24 protein-coding genes and 1 tRNA gene are annotated in these 24,919 nt (G+C 64.4%); 20 read left to right on the top strand and 5 right to left on the bottom strand.

Annotated features, from left to right (window positions below):
* Genes HK353_RS17310 through HK353_RS11895 form a run of 3 tightly spaced genes read left to right on the top strand, consistent with a single transcriptional unit; the run spans window position 1 to window position 1,621 of the window.
* The gene (locus tag HK353_RS17310; RefSeq protein ID WP_173156397.1) at window positions 1-366 is read left to right on the top strand and encodes a twin-arginine translocase TatA/TatE family subunit; all 366 of its coding nucleotides are present in this window, start codon (window positions 1-3) and stop codon (window positions 364-366) included.
* Window positions 363-1,190 carry a twin-arginine translocase subunit TatC gene (tatC, locus tag HK353_RS11890; protein ID WP_245395971.1) on the top strand — a complete coding sequence of 276 codons (828 nt, stop codon included), beginning with the start codon at window positions 363-365 and terminating at the stop codon, window positions 1,188-1,190. Before HK353_RS17310 ends, tatC begins: the two co-directional genes overlap by 4 nt.
* Window positions 1,178-1,621: a twin-arginine translocase TatA/TatE family subunit gene (locus HK353_RS11895; protein WP_173156399.1), complete on the top strand. Its 444-nt coding sequence runs from the start codon at window positions 1,178-1,180 to the stop codon at window positions 1,619-1,621. Before tatC ends, HK353_RS11895 begins: the two co-directional genes overlap by 13 nt.
* A gap of 24 nt (window positions 1,622-1,645) precedes the next feature.
* On the opposite strand, the gene HK353_RS11900 is transcribed toward HK353_RS11895, so the two are convergent.
* The 3 genes from HK353_RS11900 to HK353_RS11910 all read right to left on the bottom strand — a co-directional run bounded on the left by HK353_RS11900 (window position 1,646) and on the right by HK353_RS11910 (window position 5,709).
* A complete protein-coding gene (locus HK353_RS11900; RefSeq protein WP_173156401.1) occupies window positions 1,646-2,242 on the bottom strand; it encodes a hypothetical protein in 597 nt (198 codons plus the stop codon).
* Window positions 2,243-2,576: 334 nt separating this feature from the next.
* Entirely contained in the window at window positions 2,577-3,833 is a 1,257-nt protein-coding gene (locus HK353_RS11905; RefSeq protein WP_342589908.1) for a serine hydrolase domain-containing protein, read from the bottom strand.
* Between the two features lie 151 nt (window positions 3,834-3,984).
* A complete protein-coding gene (locus tag HK353_RS11910) occupies window positions 3,985-5,709 on the bottom strand; it encodes a biotin carboxylase (RefSeq protein WP_217278442.1) in 1,725 nt (574 codons plus the stop codon).
* Window positions 5,710-5,893: 184 nt separating this feature from the next.
* On the opposite strand from HK353_RS11910, the gene HK353_RS11915 reads away from it, so the two are divergent.
* From HK353_RS11915 to HK353_RS11985, 15 genes are all read left to right on the top strand, one after another.
* Entirely contained in the window at window positions 5,894-6,343 is a 450-nt protein-coding gene (locus tag HK353_RS11915; RefSeq protein WP_173156504.1) for an FAS1-like dehydratase domain-containing protein, read from the top strand.
* Window positions 6,340-6,783 carry a MaoC family dehydratase gene (locus tag HK353_RS11920; RefSeq protein ID WP_173156403.1) on the top strand — a complete coding sequence of 148 codons (444 nt, stop codon included), beginning with the start codon at window positions 6,340-6,342 and terminating at the stop codon, window positions 6,781-6,783. Before HK353_RS11915 ends, HK353_RS11920 begins: the two co-directional genes overlap by 4 nt.
* Window positions 6,780-7,889 (top strand): UDP-N-acetylmuramate dehydrogenase, encoded by a 1,110-nt coding sequence (locus tag HK353_RS11925; protein WP_173156405.1) that lies wholly within the window; start codon window positions 6,780-6,782, stop codon window positions 7,887-7,889. Before HK353_RS11920 ends, HK353_RS11925 begins: the two co-directional genes overlap by 4 nt.
* A 10-nt stretch (window positions 7,890-7,899) precedes the next feature.
* Window positions 7,900-9,549 (top strand): metallophosphoesterase family protein, encoded by a 1,650-nt coding sequence (locus tag HK353_RS11930; RefSeq protein ID WP_342589909.1) that lies wholly within the window; start codon window positions 7,900-7,902, stop codon window positions 9,547-9,549.
* A gap of 122 nt (window positions 9,550-9,671) precedes the next feature.
* A tRNA-Trp gene (locus tag HK353_RS11935) sits at window positions 9,672-9,744 on the top strand.
* A gap of 95 nt (window positions 9,745-9,839) precedes the next feature.
* Window positions 9,840-10,118, top strand: coding sequence for a preprotein translocase subunit SecE (secE, locus tag HK353_RS11940; RefSeq protein ID WP_101547325.1), 279 nt, complete (start codon window positions 9,840-9,842; stop codon window positions 10,116-10,118).
* An 82-nt stretch (window positions 10,119-10,200) separates the two neighbouring features.
* Window positions 10,201-11,067, top strand: a complete 867-nt coding sequence (gene nusG, locus HK353_RS11945; protein ID WP_173156407.1) for a transcription termination/antitermination protein NusG — start codon at window positions 10,201-10,203, stop codon at window positions 11,065-11,067.
* A gap of 441 nt (window positions 11,068-11,508) precedes the next feature.
* Entirely contained in the window at window positions 11,509-11,946 is a 438-nt protein-coding gene (gene rplK / locus HK353_RS11950) for a 50S ribosomal protein L11 (RefSeq protein ID WP_025776636.1), read from the top strand.
* Window positions 11,947-12,010: 64 nt separating this feature from the next.
* A complete protein-coding gene (gene rplA / locus HK353_RS11955; protein WP_101547327.1) occupies window positions 12,011-12,706 on the top strand; it encodes a 50S ribosomal protein L1 in 696 nt (231 codons plus the stop codon).
* 230 nt (window positions 12,707-12,936) lie between these two features.
* Complete coding sequence (locus tag HK353_RS11960) at window positions 12,937-14,214, top strand: helix-turn-helix domain-containing protein (RefSeq protein ID WP_173156409.1); 1,278 nt, start codon at window positions 12,937-12,939, stop codon at window positions 14,212-14,214.
* A gap of 145 nt (window positions 14,215-14,359) precedes the next feature.
* Window positions 14,360-15,883, top strand: a complete 1,524-nt coding sequence (gene exaC, locus HK353_RS11965) for an acetaldehyde dehydrogenase ExaC (protein WP_173156411.1) — start codon at window positions 14,360-14,362, stop codon at window positions 15,881-15,883.
* A 128-nt stretch (window positions 15,884-16,011) separates the two neighbouring features.
* Complete coding sequence (adhP, locus tag HK353_RS11970) at window positions 16,012-17,031, top strand: alcohol dehydrogenase AdhP (protein WP_173156413.1); 1,020 nt, start codon at window positions 16,012-16,014, stop codon at window positions 17,029-17,031.
* Window positions 17,032-17,387: 356 nt separating this feature from the next.
* Window positions 17,388-17,921, top strand: a complete 534-nt coding sequence (gene rplJ / locus HK353_RS11975; protein WP_062244493.1) for a 50S ribosomal protein L10 — start codon at window positions 17,388-17,390, stop codon at window positions 17,919-17,921.
* Window positions 17,922-17,980: 59 nt separating this feature from the next.
* Entirely contained in the window at window positions 17,981-18,367 is a 387-nt protein-coding gene (gene rplL, locus HK353_RS11980) for a 50S ribosomal protein L7/L12 (RefSeq protein ID WP_101546927.1), read from the top strand.
* A 236-nt stretch (window positions 18,368-18,603) separates the two neighbouring features.
* On the top strand, window positions 18,604-18,795 hold the full coding sequence (locus tag HK353_RS11985; RefSeq protein ID WP_173156415.1) for a hypothetical protein: 192 nt from the start codon (window positions 18,604-18,606) through the stop codon (window positions 18,793-18,795).
* Here HK353_RS11985 and HK353_RS11990 read toward each other — a convergent pair.
* Window positions 18,769-19,233, bottom strand: a complete 465-nt coding sequence (locus HK353_RS11990) for a hypothetical protein (protein ID WP_173156417.1) — start codon at window positions 19,231-19,233, stop codon at window positions 18,769-18,771. The genes HK353_RS11985 and HK353_RS11990 overlap by 27 nt on opposite strands.
* Window positions 19,196-19,996, bottom strand: coding sequence for an MBL fold metallo-hydrolase (locus tag HK353_RS11995; RefSeq protein WP_173156419.1), 801 nt, complete (start codon window positions 19,994-19,996; stop codon window positions 19,196-19,198). Before HK353_RS11995 ends, HK353_RS11990 begins: the two co-directional genes overlap by 38 nt.
* A gap of 99 nt (window positions 19,997-20,095) precedes the next feature.
* Here HK353_RS11995 and HK353_RS12000 point away from each other — a divergent pair, with 99 nt between their 5' ends.
* Window positions 20,096-21,154 (top strand): GNAT family N-acetyltransferase, encoded by a 1,059-nt coding sequence (locus HK353_RS12000; RefSeq protein WP_342589910.1) that lies wholly within the window; start codon window positions 20,096-20,098, stop codon window positions 21,152-21,154.
* 229 nt (window positions 21,155-21,383) lie between these two features.
* Window positions 21,384-24,863 (top strand): DNA-directed RNA polymerase subunit beta, encoded by a 3,480-nt coding sequence (gene rpoB, locus HK353_RS12005; RefSeq protein ID WP_139468565.1) that lies wholly within the window; start codon window positions 21,384-21,386, stop codon window positions 24,861-24,863.
* Window positions 24,864-24,919 lie beyond the last annotated feature (56 nt).

Consider the following 24,919-nt stretch of genomic DNA (forward strand, 5'->3'; position numbering starts at 1 on the left):
ATGCTGCACAATCTCACGGGCTGGCACGCGCTCGTCATCCTCGCCATCATCATCCTCGTCTTCGGAGCGGCCAAGCTGCCGGCTCTGGCCAAGAGCCTCGGACAATCGGTCCGCATCCTCAAGGATGAAACAACGGAGGGGCGGTCGAACGCCACAGGCCGGCCTGACGACACAGACCGCACTGCCCCGGAGCCTCGCCATTTCGAGGCCGTGACCGATCCGATCACCACCTATCCGGACCCCGCGGCCACCTCCGCAGGGGATGACGGGAACCCCGGCCCCACCTCGGCGAGCTTTGATCCGAATCTCGGCGGCTCCATCCAGACGAACCCCACCAATGCCGATCAGACGCGGCCGCGATCATGAGCACCGCCGCCGTGGAGAAGATGCCGTTGTCCGCGCACCTGCGGGAGGCGCGGACACGGGCGGTGCGCGCGGCGGTGGCCCTGCTCATCGGCACGATCGTCGGCTATTTCACGTCAGACCTCGTCATGGACGTCCTCCGCGCTCCGATCACCGACCTCGCTGCATCCCGCAGTGCTTCGCTCAACTACGACAGCGTTACAGGGGCCTTCGACCTCCAGCTGCGCATCGCCGTCTACTCCGGGATCGTCCTCTCGAGCCCGGTGTGGCTGGGGGAGCTCTTCGGCTTCCTCACCCCGGGGCTGACTGCGAAGGAGAAGAAATACACGTTCGGCTTTCTCGGCGCGGCACTTCCGCTCTTCGCCGCCGGCTGCCTCACCGGGTTGTACATCTTCCCGCGGATGGTCGAAGTGCTCACCGCCTTCGCCTCGACCGAGGACAGCACCATTCTCCAGGCGTCCTACTACTTCGACTTCGTCTTCAAGATCGTCATCGCCACCGGCATCGCCTTCGTCCTCCCGGTCTTCCTCGTTGTCCTCAACTTCATCGGACTGCTCTCCGCCCGATCGATCGCGAAGGCCTGGCGGGTCAGCATCGTCGGAATCGTCGTCTTCGCCGCCCTGGTCACCCCCGCCGCCGATGTGCTGTCGATGTTCTTCGTCGCGGCCCCGATGACGCTGCTCTTCCTCGCTGCGCTCGTCATCGCGTGCATCCACGACCGGACCCGCGGATACGGGAATATGGCCGACCATGCCGGCGATGAGTCGGTGCCGACCGACCAGAATTCCGCCGCGTCCGAAGAGAGGAGCCGCACATGTTCGGCCTGAGTTTTGAGAAGATCATCGTCGCCGGCATCATCGCCGTCATCGTCATCGGTCCCAGCCGGCTACCCCACTATGCGCAGCGACTCGGCGAGTTCATTCGCCTCTTCCGCGCCCAGGTCGACGTCGCCCGCAACCGGGCCACCGAATCACTGGGGACCGAGGACTGGCAGACGCTCGATCCGCGACAGTACGATCCCCGGCGGATCGTGCGCGAGGCCTTCGCGGAGCCGGTGACCGCAGGATCCGAGGCTGAGGCCCTCTCGGTGACCGCCACCGGCGAACCGGGATCGGAGACTGAGATCGCCGAGGCGGCCGGCAGCTTTGTCATCACCGGTTCCTCCGGACATCCGCGGAGACGATTCGTCGCCCGCACGGACGAAGGTCGTACGGGCGACGATGAGTGTGCAGTCGCAACCTCAGGAACCGATCGATGACCAGGGGCGGGGCCGCCTCGGTGATCAGTCCTTGAAGTCGAAGTCTTCCTTGTCGATGCCGGGGAACATGAGTTCGTACTTGATCATCTGATCCTTGTGATCGACGATCTTCACGGTGCCGAAGTACTTCTTCCTGCCCTTGTACGCGTCCTTGTCTTTGACAGTGACCTGGCACGATTTGAAGCCGTACCACTCTCGCAGCTCCATATCGGAGTCGCACTTGGCTTCCTTGACCTTCCAATCGAGTTTGTTCTCGAACAGGTCGACGAGGTCGGCCTCGATCGACGAAGCGGGCACGATGCCGTTGCCCTTCTTGTCGATCTTCATCCCGTCGTCGCTGGCCCAGTTCGTCGTCTTCGCGGCATCGGCGAACGGGTCGGTGGACTTCGTGTCTGTCGGCTCCGCCTCGGCGGGTTCGGATCCCGGGGCGTCGGCCTCTTTCGATTCGACGGCTCCTCCGCCGAATCCGCCTTCTTCGGTCTGAGCGGCCTCGGACTTCTGATCCTCGGCGGGCTTGTCCCCTCCGGAGCCTCCGCATGCGGTCAAGGACAGGGCGAGAACGGTTCCAGCGGCCGCCGTCAGCAGGCGGGGCATCCAGGTGGACCGGCGAATCGGGGTCATCGTGTTTCTCCTTCGCGCTCAGGCGATCACAAGCGTTGTCGATACACCACGATTCTGCCACGGCCGGTTGCCGCGAACCCGGGGTCGGTGTGCGGATCCGGCGACACTTGTGGCGATTCAGGCACATCGGGGCTCAGCCTTGGCTGAGTTTCAGGCAGGGAAGTGACCATCCCACACCGTTCCTCGCACATCCACCCGCTGCAACAGGAGGCTATGCGAGGAATGGTGAGGGGTGGCCGAGGAACTGTAGGAGCAGATGCCGCCGGTGTGGAGTACGTGCAGCGGTGTGGGCTGCCACTGCTGGTATAGGGTGCTCCGCAGCGACCGACTCGGCCTACTCCGCGGCGGGGGAGTTGACGGCCTTCGCGAGAGCCTCGAAGGCGCGGATCGTCGGGAACAGCTTCGTCGCATCCTGCGGCAGCCCCCAGCTCGAGAGCTTGACGCCGAGGACATTGGCACCCGGGTTCATATAGATCATCTGCCCGTGGATGCCGAGGGCCAGGAACGCATGAGAATCGGGGAACGGGAACCAGAACTGGTTGTGATACGCCCCGCCCGGCATCCGATTGTCTCCGGGCCCATCGGCGAACGCCTGACGCACATCCTCGGAGGTGGTCAGCGTATCGCCGATCCACGTCGTCGGCGCCACCTGCTGTCCGGTCAGCGACTGCCCGCGGTTGGTGTAGACGTAGCCGAACCGGGCGAGATCGCGCAGAGTCGTGTTGATTCCGCCGTCGAACATCCCGACCCCGTACTGGTCGGTGGCGATGATCGCGTCCTGTTCGGCGCCGATCCGAGACCACAGCACCCGCGACATGAGCGACTGCATGCGCTCGCCGGCGATCTTCTCGCACACCCATCCGAGCACATCGGTTTCACACGACCGGTATTCGAAGACACCGCCGTGCTCGGACTTCGCCTCCAGGGTGGTGAGGAACTCGTACATGCCGATGCCCGGGTTCTCCCGCTTCGCCTCTGACCAGCCGATCGACTCTTCGATCTGCCGGACCTCGGACTTCGGGTCGAGATAGTCCTCGGAGAAGCGGATGCCCGAGCGCATATCGAGGACGTGGCGCACGGTCGCTCCGGCGTAGCCGGACTCGGCGAGTTCGGGCACATAATCGGTGACGAGGCGGTTCGGGTCGAGGTCACCCGAACCGGCGAGGACCCCGGCGACAGTGCCGACGAGCGATTTGGACACGGACATGAGCAGATGCTCGGTCGACGCGGTCATCTCCCCGAAGTACTCCTCGGTGAGCACGGTCCCGTTGTGCATGAGCATCCAGGCATCCGTGTCGGTGGATTCGATGACGCTGCGGACGCTGCGGGCCTCCGTGTATTCCGTCGCGGGAACCTCGACCTCGCCGAGATCCTGTGGAGCGGCGGGCAGCTCGGCCACCGGACCGGTGCCCCGGGCGATCGGCGTCGTGGGAAGGACCCGCGCGACGTTCTGGAACGACCAGCGCACATTGTCGGGATCCTGCCAGTTGTCCCGGTCGATTCCGGCCGCCGGATCGACGGGAGCCGATGGGGTCACGGGCTGATCCGCCGGGGGAGTGGCCGCGGTCTGTTCCGGTGACGGTTCGATCACTCTTCACCTCTGATTCTCGCATCGGTCTGTCCGCGGAACGGCTCCGCGGGCGGCAGCTGGGAGCCGCCTCGGGTCGTGTTGAGATTATCACCGAGGCGGCTCCGCGCTTCTCGTATGTCTGCCCTTCGCGCATAAGGGCGCGGCGCCGGGCTCAGTCGCCTTTGGCTCCGGGTCCGCCGAGGGCCGGCGACGGATCGTCGGCGACGACCGGAACTCCGGCGTACATCGCCCTGATCGAATCGATGAAGTGCTTGGCCCGGATGCTCAGCGCATCGGGTCCGCCGACGTTCGTCTGCAGCGGATTCTTCGTCACCAGGACCCCGAGGTCCGCACCTTTCCACCGGTAGTCCCCGGCACCGAAGATGCGCAGGAAGAACACCTCGCTGCCGTTCTGCAGGGGGTGCCAGTCGAGTGCCGCACGTTTGTACGTCAGCGTCCCGTACTGGTCGAGATAGTACTGACCGGTCAGTGGGGAATGAGTGATGTACTCGGTGATCGGAGCCGTCTCCTTGATGATCATCTGGCTCCACTCGTCGGCGCCGGAGAGCTCCTCCCACCGCTCGTTGATCTCGTTGACGTCGAGGTCGAATTCGACGTCGAGGTATTCGAGCAGGTGGAACAGGAACAGCGGCACATCGGCATACGCACCGGCTGTGACGTTCGTGATCGCCGAGGCCCCGGAGATGCGCGGATTGAGCTCACCGAGGTAGCAGTCGTCGTTATCGAGATCGACGAGGACATCGACTTCGAAGAATCCTCGATAGCCGCGTTTGCGCAGACCTTCGCCCATCTTGCGCACGAGCTCACGGGTCTGCGCCCGCTGCTCGGCGTTGAGGACATCGGGTTTCATCTCGTTGCCGCACCAGCCGCCCTTGTACGGGGTGAGTTCGGCGAAGCCGGCCAGCTCGGTCAGATACGGACCGACGACGACACCGCTGGAGGTGATGACCGCCTCGACGGCGACCGGAGTGTTGTTGATCCGCTTCATCACCTTCAGCTGTTCGCCGATGATGTCGTCCTTGTGCGCCTCCCACCCCGAGGCATCGGAGACGAAGAACGTCGTCTTCCCGGAATCGCCGTAGGGGGTCTGCACGACGAGGTCCGTGCCCAGCCCAGCCTCGGCGGCCCGCTCATTGAGCTCTTCGTAGGTATCGGCAGTGGTCAGCACGTTCGGGACGGAGAACGCACCAGCCTCATTGCCGAGCTTCGTCGTCTCGATCTTCGAATCGAGCTGATTGCGCAGGGCCGCCGACGGCAGGATGAGGTCGTAGCCGAGCTCTCGGCAGATCCGCTCGGTCTCCTCGTCGAAGAAGACCATCGCGACCTTGACTCGCTCACCATGGGGGACGTTGCGCGTCATATGGGCACGCACCTCGGCATTGAGGAGCAGCCAATTGTTGATCGCCTCACCCGATTCGAACTCGACAAAGGGCTTGTAGCGCGGTGAGAAGACACGCGGATGTCCGCCGTCCCAGCCGTCGTAGTAGGTGATGTAGGAGAAATTGCGCACCCACCGGTCGAGACCGAGCAGGTTGAACGGAGTGGCTCCGACGAAGAAGATCGGGGTCTGATTCGTGCGGAAGAAGTGCCGGACCTCGGAGACGTTTCGCAGCGGTCGACGCAGCTGAACTCTGTCGGCTTCTTTGCCGGCGTAGGCGGCATCGGTGGCCACTGCCACTTCCACCTGCGGCGGGTCGACGTCGGCTGGTGCCGGTGCCGGATCAGAACCGGCGGCTGCCGGTGCAGGCGCAGCGGGAGAGCCGGGACCAGGTGTGTGCGGTGAGGGGACCGCGACTGCGTCTTTGACTCGTGCGCCGGGGGTCGCCGTCTGTGCCTCGGGGCTCTTCGGGTCAGCCCTGGGGGATTCGTTCGTCATCGCACTGCTCCTTACCGAATGTGATGTGGATAACATATACCAGTTTCGAAGCCATGAGCCCGATGGTGCAGCAATTGTGTGAACCGGATACGAACGCGCGATCAATTCTTCGCCGGTGAGCCTCATCCTGAGGCCGTGCTTTAGGCTGGTGTCGATACTGACCCCAGTGGAAGAGAGAGCGCATATGCCGGTGAATACGGAGAAGCAGGGGGCCACGTTCTCCCTGCCTCAGCCCTATGAGGTCTCCAGGGAGGCGATCGCGGAATTCGCGCTCGCCACCGGAGCGAAGGCCGATTACCATTTCGACGCCGAGGCGGCCACCGCACTGGGCTACCGCGACGTCGTCGCCCCGACCACCTTCGCCGTGATCATCGCGCAGAAATCGGAAGCCGCCTATATCTCCGACCCGGACTCGGGCATCGACTTCTCGAAGGTCGTCCACGGCTCCGAACAGTTCTCGTTCACTCGACCCATCGTCGCCGGCGACGTCCTGACCGCGCTCACCCATGTCGACGGAGTCCGGGCCGCCGGCAGCAATGCCATGATCACCACCCGCACCGAGATCACCGATGTCGCGGAGCAGCCCGTCGTCACCGTGACCTCGACCATCGTCGTGAGAGGAGACGGAGAATGAGCGCCATCGACTTCTCCGAACTGACCATCGGAGACACCATCGTGGAATCCGAGATCCCGCTGTCGCGCGCATCCCTCGTCGACTATGCCGCAGCCTCGGGCGATCACAATCCGATCCACTGGAACGAACGCTTCGCCCGCGAAGTCGGCCTCGACGATGTCATCGCCCACGGGATGCTCTCGATGGCGGCGGTCATCGCCCCGGTGGCCGAATGGCTCGGCGACCCGGGTGCGATCGTCGACTACCGGACCCGCTTCTCCGCCCCCGTCGTCGTCCCCGATGCCGAAACCGGATCACCGGCGACCCCGACGACCTCGCTCAAGCTCACCGCGACCGTCGGCGCCGTCGACCCTGCCGTCGGCACGGCCCGCATCGACATCACAGTGAAGTCCGGTGAGGCCGATGTCCTCAGCCGTACTCAGGTTCGGATCTCGGCGTGAGCCAAGCCCACCCGCAGGAACTCTCCAGCTTCACCACCTTCCGCCTCGGCGGACCGGCCCCGCAGGTCACGGTCGCGAACACCCGAGACGAACTGCTCGACTTCTGCGCCGCCCACCCGCTCGAACTCAGCGGCCAGGAGACGGCGCAAGTCCTGTTCATCGGCGGCGGATCGAACCTGCTCATCGCCGATGCCGGATTCGACGGTGCGGTCTGCGTGGTCCGAACCACCGGAGTGGAGACGACCCAGACCACGACGACCGACACCCGGGTCACCGCCGAGGCGGGGGAGAACTGGGATGACTCCGTCGCTCACACCCTCGACCTGGGGCTGTCCGGACTCGAAGCGCTGTCCGGGATCCCCGGATCGGTCGGAGCGACCCCGATCCAGAACGTCGGTGCCTACGGCACGGAGGTCGGCGAGCTCATCTCCTCCGTCGAGGTCTTCGACCGGGTGGCCGGTCAGGTCCGCCACCTCACCGCAGTCGAACTCGAATTCGGCTACCGCACCTCGGCGCTCAAGCGCGCCCAGATCGCGGCCGGAACCCCGCAGTTCGTCGTGCTCTCGGTGACCTTCGACCTCCAGCGCAGCGACGAATCGCTGCCGGTGCGCTACGCCCAGCTCGCATCGACCCTCGACGTCGAGATCGGTACCCGCGTTCCGGCCGCACGAGTGCGCGAGAACGTCATCGCGCTGCGCCGGTCGAAGGGCATGGTTCTCGACGCGACCGACCACGACTCCTGGTCGGCGGGATCCTTCTTCACCAACCCCATCGTCGAGAACGCCGAGGTCCTGCCCGCCGAAGCTCCTCGCTACCCGATGACCGACCCGCTCAGCGGAGCCAAGATCGAGGGGAAGACGAAGACCTCGGCGGCCTGGCTGATCGAGCACGCGGGGTTCTCCAAGGGCTTCAGCCTCGGTGAGGGGCTGGCCTCGCTGTCGACCAAGCACACCCTCGCGCTGACGAACCGGGGACACGCGAGCACGGCCGATGTGATCGATCTCGCGTCGACCGTCGTCGCCGGGGTCGAGGACGCTTTCGGCATCACCCTCGAACCCGAACCGACCTTCATCGGCTGCTCCATCGAAGACGGGAAACGTCTTTAGACTGGTGGCCGTGTCATTACGACGGAGAATCACCGCACTCGTCATCACCTTGGCCGTGGTTGCGCTTGTGACCCTGCCCTGGGCGCTGTTCACCTCGCGGGCCGATCTCACCTTCGGCCCGCACGAGGCGCAGTACCGGGTCACCGCGGACTCCCGGCTCACCGTCGACTTCGGCCCCCTGGGCAGACTGCTCGTCCCCACCGACGATGTCATCCCCCTCGGTTTAGGACTGCACGTCGACATCGGTGAGATCCCCGTGTCCGGTGATTCCGGTGACGACGAGCGACCTGCGGCCGATCCCGCGGAGGTGGCCGACCCTGGCGGGGGAACCGTCGATGCCCTCGGCGGCGACATCGCCTCCTACGCTTCGCTGTTCTCGGCCCCGCAGGCGCAGATCGACCAGGTCATCGACGGACTCAGCCGGGAGATCCTCACACGATGGGCGTTGGCCGTGTGCATCATCACCGGGGGACTCGTCGGCCTGGCCCTCTTCCTCGGGCCCGCCCGGGTCGACACCATCATCCGCGCCTTCGTCGGCAAGGAACTCCTCGGCATCGGACTGGTGCTCGTACTCGTCCTCACCGGATTGGGTGCCGTCGTTCTCAACCGTCCGAAGCCGATCGTGGGCGATCCGGCGTTCGAGGGCACACCACTGGCCGGATCCCAGGTCACGGGCCGCCTCGGCGGAATCATCGACACCGCATTCGGTGCGGTGCAGGACTTCGCCGACGACAACGACGCCTTCTACGACGAAGTTCTCGAAGCCCTGCGGGCGCAATGGAACGACCGCCCGATCACCGGCAACTGGACCGATCGGGGACTCGTCCCGTCTGCCGGAGTCGGCGCACCCGCTGCCGACAGCGCTGAGGGCGAAGGGCGGGAAGGTGTGTCCACGTTCGTCTACGGCTCCGACATCCACTGCAATATCGGAATGGCGCGCGTCGTCGGTGCGGTTGCGGAGATGAGCCGAGCCGATGCCTATATCGACGGCGGAGACGTCTCCATGACGGGCACCTCGGCCGAGAACTACTGCCTCGACGTCGTCGACGACGAACTGCCGGAGAAGCTGCCGCGCATGATCGTCAAAGGCAACCACGATTCCATGGGCACGACCCGGCACGCGAAGGCCCGCGGGTGGAACGTGCTCGAGGACTCCACCGCGGAGATGGCCGGGGTGACTTTCTTCGGTGCCGCCGACCCGCGCCGGACCGTGTTCGGATCCGGTCCGCAGCTGGAGACGGACCTCACCGCCGACCAGTACGCACAACGGCTGCGCGACGAAGCCTGCCAGGCCGACTTCGACATCATGCTCATCCACGATCCCGCCGTCGGCGGACCGAGCCTGCGCTCGGGCTGCGCCGACTACGCTCTCAGCGGGCACTGGCACCGACGGGTCGGACCGGAGAACTTCGGTTCGGGAACCCGCTACGTCAGCTCGACGACCGGGGGTGCGCTGGCGAACGCGCTGACACCGGGACCGCTGAAGATGAACGCGGAACTGAGCATCATCCGGGTCGACAATGAGACGAAGCGCCCCATCGACGTGCAGATCATCACCGTCACACCCGACAAGCAGGTGCAGATCGACCCCTGGGTGCGGTTCCCCGAACCCAGGCCGCTCGTGGGCCAGCCACCTGCCGATGAACCGGTGGGTGAGTGAGCGTCGACACGTTCGACACATTGCTTCGACCCTCGGTTCGACGAATAACGGTCGAGCACGGTATGCTCGTTTCTCGTGGTCGGACACCACAGGGATCGACACGATCGCTCAAGTCCGATCAGAGGGGTGTGGCGCAATTGGTAGCGCAACGGTCTCCAAAACCGTAGGTTGCAGGTTCGAGTCCTGTCACCCCTGCGCAGTTGACTCTGCCGAAGTCTCATCGGCCAGGCGCCGTCCTCGACCGGCACGAACAATTGTGAAGCCAAACGAAACCGACCGAGTGAGGATGTGTGAGCGACACACCGGCAAAGCAGACTGGCAGCGCACCCAACAGTGCCTCCGGTCCAAAGAAGCTCGGATTCTTCGGACGAATCCTGCAGTTCTTCCGCGAAGTGGTGGCAGAGCTCAAGAAGGTCGTCACTCCGACCCGGAAGCAGCTGCTCAACTACACGCTCGTCGTGCTGGGCTTCATCCTGTTCATGATGCTTCTCGTCACGGGCCTCGACCTGGTCTTCGGCAAGCTCGTCGGCTGGGTGTTCGGCGGAACTCCGCTGTGGCCCCTGTGGTGATGCGGCCTCAGCCGTGAACCACCCCAAGCTCAAACTTCACTCCCTACCGGGAATCACAAAACGCGAAGCGAGGAATTGATCGGTGTCGGAAACCAACTCACCTGAGCAGGAGACCCCTGAGACCCAGGACGTCACTCCCGAGGAGTCGGGTGCCGCTGTGGTGCCCGAAACCGAAGAGGCGGCCAACGACGCCGAGGCGACCGCCCCCGTCGAATCCGCTGACGCTGACTCCGCAGAAGCTGCTGACTCCGCAGACGTTGCCGATTCGGCTGCCGCAGCCGACGGCGAGCAGGGCGATGCCGCCGAAGACGTCGCCGCTGCCGACGGGATAGACCCGGCCGAAGAGTTCAAGGCCGAGCTGCGCATGCAGGAGGGTGACTGGTACGTCATCCATTCCTATGCAGGCTACGAGAACCGCGTCAAGCAGAACCTCGAGAACCGCACCGTCAGCCTCAACCTCGAAGAGTTCATCTTCGAGTCGCAGGTGCCGATGGAAGACGTCGTCGAGATCAAGAACGGACAGCGCAAGCAGGTCCGTCGTGTGCGCATCCCCGGCTACGTGCTCGTGCGCATGGAACTGACCGACGAGTCGTGGGGCGCCGTCCGCCACACTCCGGGTGTCACCGGATTCGTGGGCAACGCCTACGATCCGACTCCGCTGTCGATCGACGAGGTCTTCTCGATGCTCGCCCCGATCTTCGAAGAGCGCCAGGCCGAAGCCGCTGCTGCCGAAGGTCCCGCCGCCGAGGCCGCTGCGAAGTCCGCGCCCGTCACCGAGGTGGAGTTCGAGGTCGGCGAGTCCGTGCTCGTCAAGGAGGGCTCCTTCGAAGGTCACCCCGCGACGATCCAGGAGATCCGTCCGGAATCGCAGAAGCTCACCGTGCTGCTGTCGATCTTCGAACGTGATGTTCCCGTCGAACTCGGCTTCGATCAGGTCTCGAAGCTCTGATCGCCATATGGTTTCACTGATCGCCTCGGTGCGATCGTGACCGAAGGGGCCCGGAATTCTCCGGGCCCCTTCGGCGTTCCCGCGTTCTCGAGTTCACTGGCTCGGCCGCCTCGGCGAGGGGATTGTCTCGTTGGGGAAGGGATTGCCTCGATCAATGCTGAGCGCAGTTGTCGAACCGTTTACAGGGCGATATCCGGGCTCGCGCTTGAACGACGACGCCGAGGTGGTCACATCCGCCGGCGACGTTGGCCCGCCTCGGCGGCGACGCTGTCCCGCCTCGGCGAGAGGACGATCGGGTGATGCCCCTCACGAGCATTTGCCCGCAGGTGGGCGCGCATGGAATACTGGTGTGGTTTGATTGCGGCCCTTATCGGAAGGCCGCCGTCGAACGATGTGCTGTATATGTCTGGCACATCGAAACCTCAAGATTAAGGACCGTACATGCCTCCCAAGAAAAAGGTAGCCGGCCTCGTCAAGCTCCAGATTCAGGCAGGTGCCGCCAACCCGGCTCCTCCGATCGGTCCGGCGCTTGCCCAGCACGGCGTCAACATCATGGAATTCTGCAAGGCCTACAACGCCGCTACAGAATCCCAGCGCGGAAACATCGTTCCCGTCGAGATCACCGTGTACGAAGATCGTTCGTTCGACTTCGTGCTCAAGACCCCGCCGGCAGCCGAGCTGATCAAGAAGGCCGCCGGAGTGAAGTCGGGTTCGGCCACTCCGCACACCGTCAAGGTCGCTCACCTGAGCGCCGATCAGGTGCGCGAGATCGCGACCACGAAGATGCCCGACCTGAACGCCAACACTCTGGATCAGGCCGACCGCATCGTCGCCGGAACCGCGCGTTCGATGGGCATCACCACCGACATCGAGGTCTGAGACCTCACCCCACACAGTGGCAGGGCCCACGCAGCCCACACCACGACTGCAAGGAGTAAAGCAGATGGCAAAGCGTTCGAAGGCCTATCAGGCCGCGGCTGAGAAGATCGCCGCAGATGTGAACTACGAACCGGCTCAGGCGATCGCCCTGGCCAAAGAGACCAACGTGGCGAAGTACGACGCCACGGTCGAGGTCGCTCTCCGCCTGGGTGTTGACCCCCGCAAGGCGGACCAGATGGTGCGCGGCACCGTCAACCTTCCGCATGGTACCGGTAAGACCGCTCGGGTCCTGGTGTTCGCTGCCGGCGACCGTGCAGAAGCTGCCCGTGAAGCAGGTGCTGACTACGTCGGCTCCGATGACCTGCTGGAGAAGGTGGCCGGAGGGTTCACCGACTTCGATGCCGCTGTTGCGACCCCCGACATGATGGGCAAGGTCGGTCGTCTCGGTAAGGTGCTGGGTCCCCGTGGCCTGATGCCGAACCCGAAGACCGGCACCGTGACCATGGATGTCGCCAAGGCCGTCAGCGACATCAAGGGCGGAAAGATTGAATTCCGCGTCGACAAGCACTCGAACCTGCACTTCATCATCGGAAAGGTCTCCTTCTCCGAGGAAGCTCTGCAGGAGAACTTCGATGCTGCGATCGAAGAGATCCTGCGTCTGAAGCCGTCCTCCTCGAAGGGCCGCTACATCAGCAAGGCCACGATCACGACGTCGAACGGCCCCGCCGTTCCGGTCGACCACTCGGGTCTGCGCATCTGATCTGATCGATGCACCGGCAGAGGGCGGGAAGCGATTCGTTCGCTTCCCGCCCTCTCCCTTCCCAATTGCTACCTGACGGCGGCCCAGCAACCTCACAGCGCGAGGTTGCTGGGCCGCCGTCAGGTAGTTCGGGGAGTGGACGGGCTCTTGTCCGCGGACGGGTTCGCGACTAGATTATGAGCAGTTGAGGCACTCTTCCGACACCCGCCGATGGAGGTGGACCGTCCGCCATGGATTCGACGCTGCTGCTCGAAGACACCTATCAGCGTGCCGTTCGCCGGGCACATGAGCGCCTGGCCGGGCCATCGGATCCTCTACTTCCCGCACCGTGGTCAGGTCCCGGGGTGCGAGCCTCGGTGCTGGAATCCTGGGACCGGTCTCTGGCCCAGTTGCGCGACCCCGACAGCGTGCAGGTCCAAGTCGCGTTCGAAGCCGATCGACTCGCCGAGGTGCGCCGACGCCATCCCTTCCACACGATCATGCCGCTGCTGCGATCCCACCTCATCGAACCCGCCAAGGATGCCGGCCTGCTCGCCGCCCTCGGCGACGAACAGGGGCGGCTGCTGTGGGTCGAAGGGGAGCGGGGCGTGCGCAACCGCGCCGAAGCCATGGGATTCGTCTCCGGCTCGGACTGGTCCGAAGAGGTCATGGGCACCTCCGCTCCGGCGCTGGCTCTGCGCTCGGGCCGTCCGGTACAGGTCAGCCGCGCCGAACATTTCGCCCCCGACGTCCATTCCTGGAGCTGCAGCGCGGTCCCCGTGACCCACCCTCTGACCGGGCAGGTCATCGGCATCATCGACGTCACCGGGGGAGACGACGCCGTGTCCTCCATCGTGCTGCCGCTGCTGTCCTCGACGGCCAAAGCCGCAGGTGCCCAGCTGTCCCAGCTCTTCACCCCGCAGCCGATGCACACCGGCACCGAGGCGGCCGGAAGCAGACTCACCGTGCTCGGTCCCAGCCCCGCCCTGGAAGGACCGAACGGCACCCCGATCCCGCTGACCCGCAGGCACGCCGAGATCCTGCTTCTGCTGCACCGGCATCCCGACGGCATCAGCGGAGCCGGGCTGGTGGAGCGGCTGTGGGCGGTCGGCGGCAGCGAAGTCACGGTCCGGGCGGAGATCAATCGTCTGCGCAGGACGATCGTCAGCCTCGGCGATCTGCGCATCGATGCGCGCCCCTATCGACTTCGCGGGGACGTCGATTCGGATCTCGAGCGAACCGTTCAGGCACTGGCCAGCGGTGACGCGGATTCGGCCCTCGAACAGTTCACCGGAACCGTCCTGCCGGACTCCGATGCTCCGGGAGTGCGGGAGATCGGAGCGGAAGTCAACGCACTTATGCGCGAGACCCTGCTGCAGGACGGAACCTGGCAGCAGCTGTGGCGTTTTGCGAAGCTGCCGGACTTCCGAAACGACGTCGAAGTCCTCATGACCGTGCTGCGCCTGGCGCCGCCCGAGGCCGCCGAACGCAACGCTGCGGTCGTGCGTCTGGAGGCGCTGGGTCTCTGAACTCGGCGAACCCACTGCGGTTCGGTGTGCGGGACGGTCCGACCGCCTCGGCGAGGTGATGCAACCCACATGCAACGTTGCGCTCGGTAGCGTCGTGATCACACGGAGACAATCCGGTGGAATCAGACGCATCAAAGGAGTTGCAATGACTGTCTACGCACAGCCCGGTCAGGACGGGTCGCTTGTCACGTTCAAGTCCCGCTACGAGAACTTCATCGGCGGTCAGTGGGTGCCGCCGGTCAAGGGCAACTATTTCGAGAATCCCAGCCCGGTCACCGGCAAGAACTTCACGGAGGTCCCGGCCAGCACCGCCGAGGATATCGAACTCGCTCTCGACGCAGCGCACAAGGCGGCTCCGGCCTGGGGCAAGACGGCGGTGGCCGAACGGGCCAACATCCTCAATCGGATCGCCGATCGCATCGAGGAGAATCTCGAGACGCTCGCCGTCGCCGAGACCTGGGACAACGGCAAGGCGATCCGCGAACCCCTCAACGCCGACCTGCCGCTGGCAGTCGACCACTTCCGCTACTTCGCCGGAGCGATCAGGGCGCAGGAGGGCGGACTCTCGCAGATCGACGAGGACACGGTGGCGTATCACTTCCACGAGCCGCTCGGCGTGGTCGGTCAGATCATTCCCTGGAACTTCCCGATCCTCATGGGCGTGTGGAAGATCGCTCCGGCGCTGGCCGCGGGCAATGCGATCGTGCTCAAGCCCGCCGAGCAGACTCCGGCGTCGATCCTCGTCCTCGTCGAACTCATCGCCGACCTGCTGCCCGAGGGCGTGCTCAACGTCGTCAACGGCTTCGGCCTCGAAGCCGGCAAGCCGCTGGCGTCGAACAAGCGGATCTCGAAGATCGCGTTCACCGGTGAGACGACGACCGGTCGCCTGATCATGCAGTACGCCTCGCAGAACATCATCCCGGTCACCCTCGAGCTCGGCGGCAAATCGCCGAACATCTTCTTCGAGGATGTGCTGGCCAAGGACGACTCGTACGCGGACAAGGCTCAGGAGGGCTTCACGATGTTCGCCCTCAACCAGGGCGAGGTCTGCACCTGCCCGTCGCGTGCGCTCATCCAGGAATCGATCGCCGATCCCTTCCTCGAGAAGGTCGTGGCCAGGACGAAGAAGATCGTCCAGGGCAACCCTCTCGACACGGACACGATGATGGGCGCCCAGGCCTCGAACGACCAGTTCGAGAAGATCATGTCCTACCTCGACATCGGCCGTCAGGAAGGCGCCGAAGTGCTCACCGGCGGCGGCAAGGCCGAGCTCGATGGGGATCTGGCCGGCGGATTCTACGTGCAGCCGACTATCTTCAAAGGCACGAACAAGATGCGCATCTTCCAGGAGGAGATCTTCGGGCCCGTAGTCTCGGTCGCGACGTTCTCCGACTACGCCGACGCGCTGGCCACGGCCAACGACACGCTCTACGGCCTCGGAGCCGGAGTCTGGTCCCGTGACGGCAACACCGCCTACCGGGCCGGTCGTGAGATCCAGGCCGGGCGAGTGTGGGTGAACAACTACCACGCCTACCCGGCCCATGCGGCCTTCGGCGGGTACAAGGCTTCGGGCATCGGACGCGAAAACCACAAGATGATGCTCGACCACTACCAGCAGACGAAGAACCTGCTCGTTAGCTACTCGGAGAACGCGCAAGGCTTCTTCTGACCCCAATTGCTACCCGACGGCGGCGCAGCAACCTCGCGCCAGGTAGCTGGGCCGCCGTCGGGTAGTTCTTCCACCTCAAACTCAAACCCCGCATCGCTTCGTGAACCATCATCACAAAGGAGAGAATGATGTCCGCAATGAAAGCAGCAGTAGTCGAGGGTTTCGGCCAGGACCTCGTCGTCGGGGACAACGCGATTCCCGAACCCGGCCCCGGCCAGGCCCTCGTCAAACTCGTCGCCTCCGGCGTCTGCCACACCGATCTCCACGCCGCACACGGTGACTGGCCGGTCAAACCGAAAGTGCCGCTCATCCCGGGACACGAAGGAGTCGGCACCGTCGAAAAGGTCGGCGAGGGCGTCACCGATGTCGAGGTCGGACAGATGGTCGGCAACGCGTGGCTGTGGACCGCATGCGGGACCTGTGAGCACTGCCGTCAGGGATGGGAGACCCTCTGCGAATCCCAGGTCAACGGCGGATACGGAGTCGACGGCTCCTTCGGCGAGTACATGCTCGTCGATACGAAGTTCGCCGCCATCATCCCCGACGGAGCCGATCCCTATGAGATCGCCCCGGTCCTGTGCGCCGGCGTCACCGTGTACAAGGGACTCAAGCGCACCGAGGTGCAGCCGGGCCAATGGGTCGTCATCTCCGGTATCGGCGGACTCGGACACATCGCCGTTCAGTACGCCGTCGCCATGGGCATGCGCGTTGTCGCCGTCGACGTCGCCGACGACAAGCTGGCTCTGGCGAAGAAGCACGGTGCCGAAATCACCGTCAACGCCTTCGCTGAGGACCCGGCCGAGATCATCCAGGACAAGATCGGCGGCTCACACGGAGTCCTCGTCACCGCCGTCCACCCCGCGGCGTTCGGTCAGGCGATCGGAATGACCCGCCGAGGCGGCACCATCGTCTTCAACGGACTGCCGCCCGGTGACTTCCCGGCACCGATCTTCGACATCGTGCTCAAGGGCCTGACGATCCGCGGTTCGATCGTCGGCACCCGACAGGACATGGTCGAGGCGTTGGAATTCTATGCCGCCGGCAAGATCCACCCGACGTTCACGAAGCGACCGCTCGAGGACATCAACGCGATCTTCGACGAGATGGAACACGGCAAGATCGACGGCCGCGTCGTCATCGAATACTGACGAACCTGCACACCCGCGCCGTAGAACTACCTGACGGCGGCGCAGCAACCTCGCGCCAGGTTGCTGCGCCGCCGTCAGGTAGTGTGGGAGGGGTCTCGGTGGTCGATTGGACTTGCCGGGACAGACTTCGTTAGACTTGAACCACCCAAGACCGTCGGTCTCTGTGGAACCATCAGGATTCGCCATCGAATCCCGGTGCCCACAGGCGAAGACTCCTAGTGAGTGACCCACGCAGGTGAGCTCGAAATCCTTCCGTCGGATTCCTCTGGAATCGACGGCCAAGCGTTTCACGCCTATCTGCGTGGAGCGCTTTTTCTGTTGTTGGGACAGACCGGACGACTTATGAAAGGAACACCATGGCGAGGCCAGACAAGGCAGCCGCAGTCGAGGAGATCAAACAGCAGTTTGAGAACTCCGACGCTGTGTTGCTGACCGAGTACCGCGGTCTCACCGTCGCGCAGATGAAAGAACTGCGCGTCTCTCTCGGTGAGAACGTCAGCTACGCCGTGGTAAAGAACACGCTGACCAAGATTGCAGCCAAGGAAGCCGGAGTCACCGGTCTCGATGAGCACCTCAATGGGCCCACCGCGATCGCGTTCGTCAACGGCGAACCACCTGAGGCTGCCAAGGCTCTGCGTAACTTTGCCAAGGCGAACGACAAGCTCGTGGTGAAGGGCGGCTACTTCGATGGAGCCGCGCTCAGCCCCGAACAGGTCAACCAGCTCGCCGACCTCGAATCCCGCGAAGTGCTGCTTGCAAAGGCAGCCGGTGCCATGAAGGCAAGCCTCCACCAGGCGGCTTACCTCTTCACCGCTCCGCTGGTCAAGGCCGTGCGCACTGTCGATGCCCTCCGCGAGAAGCAGGACGACGCTCCTGCCTCCGACGCCTGAGCATCACCACAAACCGAACCGGTCGCTGATCGTGACCAAAACAGGAAGGACTAGCCACCATGGCTAAGCTCACCACCGACGAGCTCCTCGAGGCTTTCAAGGAGCTCACCCTCATCGAACTGTCCGAGTTCGTCAAGAAGTTCGAAGAAGAGTTCGACGTCGAGGCTGCCGCTCCGGCCGCCGTCGCCGCTGCACCTGCCGCTGGCGGAGCCGGCGAAGCCGCTGCTGAAGAGCAGACCGAATTCGACGTCATCCTCGAATCGGCCGGCGAGAAGAAGGTTCCCGTCATCAAGGAAGTCCGTGGACTCACCTCCCTCGGACTCAAGGAAGCCAAGGACCTCGTCGACGGAGCTCCCAAGGCCGTCCTCGAAGGCGCTTCGAAGGAAGACGCCGAGAAGGCCAAGGAGACCCTCGAGGCTGCCGGCGCCACCGTCACCCTCAAGTGATCTTCTGCGCAGCAGCCTGACTGCTGCATAGGCTTCGAACCCCCACGGTCCGCCGTGGGGGTTCTCTGCATCCTCGGCGGAGGAATCAATCCTCCACCGAGGATGCCGTCCCAGTCCTGCCGAGGAAACCCCATCCTTCGCCGAGGATGTCCGCCCGTCCCGTGTCGATGTGACCGATTCGGAACACCGACCGACAAGGGCTGGGCAGACCCTGAACTATCCTTGACTGGTGACTGGTGACTGGTGACCGGGGACCGGGGACTGAGACGACGAGCTACGCCCGCGCACAGCGGCAGCTGCGCGAACGCATCCGCGGAACTTGGGCTCAGCATCCCCTCTACATCGACGAGATCATCAGGCCCGGACTGACCGAGAGTCAGATCAAGGCCATTCGGCAAGCCTCACAGCAGACCGAGGACACCCACTAGCTCGCGATCATTCCCGGCCTCCTGACCATGGGCTACGGCGATTGGGCGAAGTTCACCTCCGACTTCGCCTTCGACATGCATCAGGAATCGGGGGAGAAACAGACCCTCGTCTTCTTCAGTGAAGGCGAGACCTCCGCCCGCTCGTTCGCCTACCTCGTCACCGACAACGGACCCGTCGTCCCCTCTGCTGCCCTGGAACTCATGATGTCCAGCGGCGACGACTTCATCCCTGTCGAACTCGCCGTGCCCTACTGTCTGCAGGTCCTCGTCGCCGCCGCCAAGGGCACCGAACCTCCCCTGGCACCGGATTTCGACACCCGCGACATCGGTGACCGCGATGAGGACTCCATCGAACGCTTCGGCCTCGACACGTCCGACCGTTGCCCGGGTGGGTCCGGAATCAGACCAGGCGGTGCTCCCGGGGAATCGTCCGATCATGATCACCCGGCATGGAGCGGGCGGGCAGAGCCACCTCGGCGTCTCCCTGATCGACCCTCATCCCCTCGATATCGGCGAGCTGACGGGAAACGAAATCACGGTCGACCGGGACCCCGTGACCGGGAACGAAGGTCTTCGCCTCGGGAAACGACAGCAGGGTGTGCAGGCTCGATGCCCATTCGCTCAAGGACGCATCGGCCCCGGCCTGAGGGGCGTCCGCCTCTTCGACGAGGTCGCCGGTGAAGACGATGCCGAGCTCGGGCAGTCGGACGACGAGGTCGGCCGTCGAATGTCCTCCGAGCACATGGAACTCGACCGGACAGCCACCGAGGTCGAGGTGCCACACATCACCGGGTGTCGGATCGACGGGCGCGACGTCGACGATGAGCTCACCGGGATCCGTGGGTAGGCTCGACCGATATTCATCCGGGAAGTCACCGTCCGCGACTCCGTCGAGAGCGATCCAGGCCGTGGCCTCTTGATCGGCGGCGAACGATGACGATGCGTACACGGCGGTGACCCCTGCGGAGACGGCTGCGGCGGCGCCGAAGAAGTGATCCCAATGATCATGGGTGATTGCGAGCTCGATCGCGCGGGGACGGCTGCCTCCGATCTCCTCGCCGAGGCGGCCCGCCCGTTCCACCAGATGCGCGGCGGCCGCGGGGCCGGGGCCCGCGTCGACGAGCAGAGAGCGATCGGTGCCGACGATGATGCCGCAGTTGACCGCGGCCGGATCGAAGCTGAGGATACTCACTCGTGTCATGGTCGCAGTCTAGAATGTCTCCCACCGGCTGTCAGCGCGACGATGCGCGAAGGAGTCATTGCAATGCGAGGCGGCCCTCAGCGACGACAGAGGCCACAGGTGGAGATCACTCGGATCAGGTCCGGACACGGCGACCCGGCGGCAATCGAGGCATTGATACCCGAGCTGCTGGCTTTCGACACTGTCATCAATCGAGCATCCGGGCTGGGGGAGGACTTCGACCCGATTCCCGAGGATGTGCGGCACGCGCTGACCGGCAGGAGCGAGTACCGGACCACGCTCACATGGATCGGTCGCAGCGACGGAGACATCGTCGCCAGGGGCACTGCAGACCTGCGTCTGACGAGCAACACCGACACAGCAGAGCTCTGGTGTGCGGTCCGACCCGATCTGCGCCGACGAGGGCTCGGCGCGGCGCTGCTCGAGCGGATGGAGTCCGACCTGGCGGCAGACGGACGGACCGCGCTGTCGACCTATTGTGAGATCCCGGAGTCTGTCAGAACTGCCAATCTGCGCGGGGCCCATCTTGCCGCCGAGACCGGTGCCGGAACGCTGCCGGTCGCTCTGCGGGAGGTGTCGTTCCTCAGCCGCCGCGGGTACGGGCTGGCCCAGATCGAACGGTGCTCCGTCGCTCCGACCTCCACTGCGGCCGAGCTCGATCTCGGTGCCATGGCCGACGACTACGTCATCGAGACATGGCGAGGTCCGGTCCCGGAACAGCGGCTCGAGCACATCGCACTGTGCAAGCGCCGGCTGAGCACCGACGTGCCGGGAGCAGCGAAATTCGGGGGAGAGGAGACTTGGGACGGTGAGCGGGTGAGGGCCCTCGACGCAGAGAAGGAAGCAAAGGGCGAAACCATGGCCACGGCGCTCGCCCTCCTCGACGGGGCGCCGGCGGGATACACGCAGGTCGGACACTCGGCCGATCGGCCGACCGTCGGGTGGCAGGGCGGAACCCTGGTGCTGAGCGAGCATCGTGGCCACCGCCTCGGTGCCAGGCTCAAGATCGCCAATCATCGCAGTCTCGCCGCGAACACGGCGGTCGACCGGGTGTACACGTGGAACGCCGTGGAGAATTCGTGGATGCTGGCGATCAACGATCAGGCAGGATTCGCCACGTGGGCCTGGGTGGGGATGTGGACGAAGAATCTGCACTGAAACCGTCGTCTTGCCAGACTTGACCAGATGCTATAAGCTTGATATTTGCATCGTTCTGCCTGTGGTGTGCCTTCATATAGCGGTGGGCGCAGCATTTCCACTCAAGTGAACCATGCCGACGCCGGGAGTCGAAATCTGACACACCTCGTGTATGTCGTGGATGTCCGGACGTCGCCGGAGCGAGTGGGCAGACGAAGTATCAGATGGTGAAGCACTCGGAAGGAACCAATTGGCCGCCGCCAACGACAACACCAGGACCGCTAATCCCCCCAAGAGAATTTCCTTCGCGAAGATTCGCGAGCCCCTCGAGGTTCCCGATCTGCTCGGTCTGCAGACGGACAGCTTCGATTGGCTGATCGGATCGGAGGCGTGGCAGGACCGCGTCGCCGAGGCCATCGAGATCGGGGACGACTCAGTCGCAACCACCTCGGGACTCGAAGACATCTTCGAAGAGATCTCGCCGATCGAAGACTTCGGCGGATCCATGTCGCTGTCGTTCCGCGAGCACCGGTTCGAAGCTCCCAAGTACTCGATCGATGAGTGCAAGGAACGCGATATGACCTACTCGGCGCCGCTGTACGTCACCGCCGAGTTCATGAACAACAACACGGGCGAGATCAAGAGCCAGACCGTGTTCATGGGTGACTTCCCCCTCATGACCGACAAGGGCACGTTCATCGTCAACGGCACCGAGCGCGTCGTCGTCTCCCAGCTCGTGCGTTCGCCCGGCGCCTACTTCGAATCCAGCGTCGACAAGACCACGGACAAGGACATCTTCACCGCGAAGATCATCCCGTCCCGCGGTGCCTGGCTGGAGTTCGAGGTCGACAAGCGCGACCAGGTTGGTGTTCGCCTCGACCGCAAGCGCAAGCAGTCCGTGACTGTTCTGCTCAAGGCCCTCGGCTGGTCCGAAGCGAAGATCCTCGAAGAGTTCGGCGAGTTCGAATCGATCCGCGAGACGATGGCCAAGGACACCGTCACCACGCAGGACGAAGCGCTGCTCGACATCTACAAGAAGCTGCGCCCGGCAGAGCCCGCGACCGCTGAGGCCGCTCGCAACCTGCTCAACAACCTGTACTTCAACCCGAAGCGCTACGACCTGGCCAAGGTCGGCCGCTACAAGGTCAACCGCAAGCTCGGCGTCGAAGCCCCGCTGTCGGACTCGGTGCTCTCCACCGAGGACGTCGTGGCCACCATTCGCTACCTCGTGTCTCTGCACGCCGGAGTGGACACGGCCAAGGGCACCCGCGACGGCGAAGAGGTCGAGATCAGCGTCAAGCTCGACGACATCGATCACTTCGGCAACCGCCGCATCCGTGCCGTCGGCGAGCTCATCGAGAACCAGATCCGCACCGGTCTGTCCCGGATGGAGCGCGTCGTGCGTGAGCGCATGACCACTCAGGACGTCGAGGCGATCACCCCGCAGACCCTGATCAACATCCGCCCCGTGGTGGCCGCGATCAAGGAGTTCTTCGGCACCTCGCAGCTCTCGCAGTTCATGGATCAGAACAACCCGCTCGCGGGTCTGACCCACAAGCGCCGTCTCTCCGCACTGGGACCCGGCGGTCTCTCGCGTGACCGTGCCGCCATGGAAGTCCGTGACGTGCACCCCTCGCACTACGGCCGCATGTGCCCGATCGAGACCCCCGAAGGCCCGAACATCGGTTTGATCGGTTCGCTGGCGTCCTACGCCCGCATCAACCCCTTCGGCTTCATCGAGACGCCTTACCGCAAGGTCGTCGACGGTGTCGTGACCGATGAGACGCAGTACCTGACCGCCGATGACGAACTCGAGTTCAACATCGCCCAGGCCAACGCACCGCTGACCGACGACCAGCGTTTCGCCGAGGTCGAGGTCCTGGCCCGTCCGAAGGGCGGCGGCGGTGAGGCAGAGCTGGTCCAGCACGACCAGATCGACTTCATGGACGTCTCCGCACGTCAGATGGTGTCTGTGGCTTCGGCTCTGATTCCGTTCCTCGAGCACGACGACGCCAACCGCGCCCTCATGGGTGCGAACATGCAGCGTCAGGCCGTGCCGCTGGTGATGGCCGAATCCCCGGTCGTGGGCACCGGCATGGAATACCGTGCCGCCGTCGACGCCGGCGATGTCATCACCGCTGAGAAGTCCGGTGTCATCACCGAGGTCTCGGCCGACTACGTCACCGTGCTCGCCGACGACGGAACCCAGCTGACCTACAAGGCGGCGAAGTTCAAGCGGTCGAACCACGGCACCTCGTACAACCAGCGCATCCTCGTCGACGAAGGCGACCGCGTCGAGGCCGGAACCGTCCTCGCCGACGGGCCGTCCACCGAGAACGGCGAGATGGCTCTGGGCAAGAACCTCCTCGTGGCGTTCATGTCCTGGGAAGGCTACAACTACGAGGATGCGATCATCCTCTCGCAGCGTCTCGTCCAGGACGATGTGCTCTCTTCGATCCACATCGAAGAGCACGAAGTCGATGCTCGCGACACCAAGCTCGGTGCCGAAGAGATCACTCGGGACATCCCGAACATCTCGCCCGATGCCCTGGCCGACCTCGACGATCGCGGAATCATCCGCATCGGCGCCGAAGTCACCGACGGCGACATCCTCGTCGGCAAGGTCACCCCGAAGGGTGAGACCGAACTGACCCCGGAAGAGCGCCTGCTGCGCGCGATCTTCGGTGAGAAGTCCCGTGAGGTCCGTGACACCTCGCTGCGCGTTCCCCACGGCGAGATCGGCACCGTCATCGGTGTGCGCGTCTTCGACCGCGAGGACGACGACGAGCTCTCGCCTGGCGTCAACCAGATGGTCCGCGTCTACGTGGCTCAGCGCCGCAAGATCACCATCGGTGACAAGATGGCCGGTCGTCACGGAAACAAGGGCGTCATCTCGACGATCCTGCCCGTCGAGGACATGCCGTTCCTCGCCGACGGCACCCCTGTCGATGTCATCCTCAACCCGCACGGTGTTCCCCGTCGTATGAACATCGGACAGGTCTTCGAGGTCCACCTCGGATGGATCTCGAAGCAGGGCTGGAAGATCGAGGGCAACCCCGAATGGGCTGCCGAGCTGCCCGACGCCGCTCGAGAAGCCGAGGCCGGCACCAACCTGGCCACCCCGGTCTTCGACGGTGCGCACGAGCAGGAGCTGCGCGGACTGCTGGATTCGACGACCCCGAACCGCGATGGGGACCGCCTCATCGATTCCTCGGGCAAGGCCCAGCTGTTCGACGGACGCTCCGGTGAGCCGTTCCCGTACCCGATCTCGGTCGGCTACATGTACATGCTCAAGCTCCACCACCTCGTCGACGACAAGATCCACGCGCGTTCGACCGGACCGTACTCGATGATCACCCAGCAGCCGCTCGGTGGTAAGGCGCAGTTCGGTGGTCAGCGCTTCGGTGAGATGGAAGTCTGGGCCCTCGAGGCCTACGGCGCCGCCTACACCCTGCAGGAGCTTCTGACGATCAAGTCCGATGACATCCCAGGCCGTGTGAAGGTCTACGAAGCCATCGTCAAGGGTGAGAACCTGCCCGACCCGGGAATCCCGGAGTCGTTCAAGGTCCTCATCAAGGAGATGCAGTCCCTGTGCCTCAACGTCGAAGTCCTGTCTTCCGACGGAGGCCATGTCGAGATGGGCGAGTCGGAGGACGAGGTCTACCGCGCCGCCGAAGAGCTCGGCATCGACCTCTCCCGCCGCGAAGCACAGACCGTAGAAGAAGTCTGAGGACTTCCACTTCAACCGACACAACTTTTTGATGAACGATTCGTTCATCGCCAGGA

The sequence above is a fragment of the Brevibacterium permense genome, from assembly GCF_013280495.1.
Taxonomy (GTDB): Bacteria; Actinomycetota; Actinomycetes; order Actinomycetales; family Brevibacteriaceae; genus Brevibacterium; species Brevibacterium permense.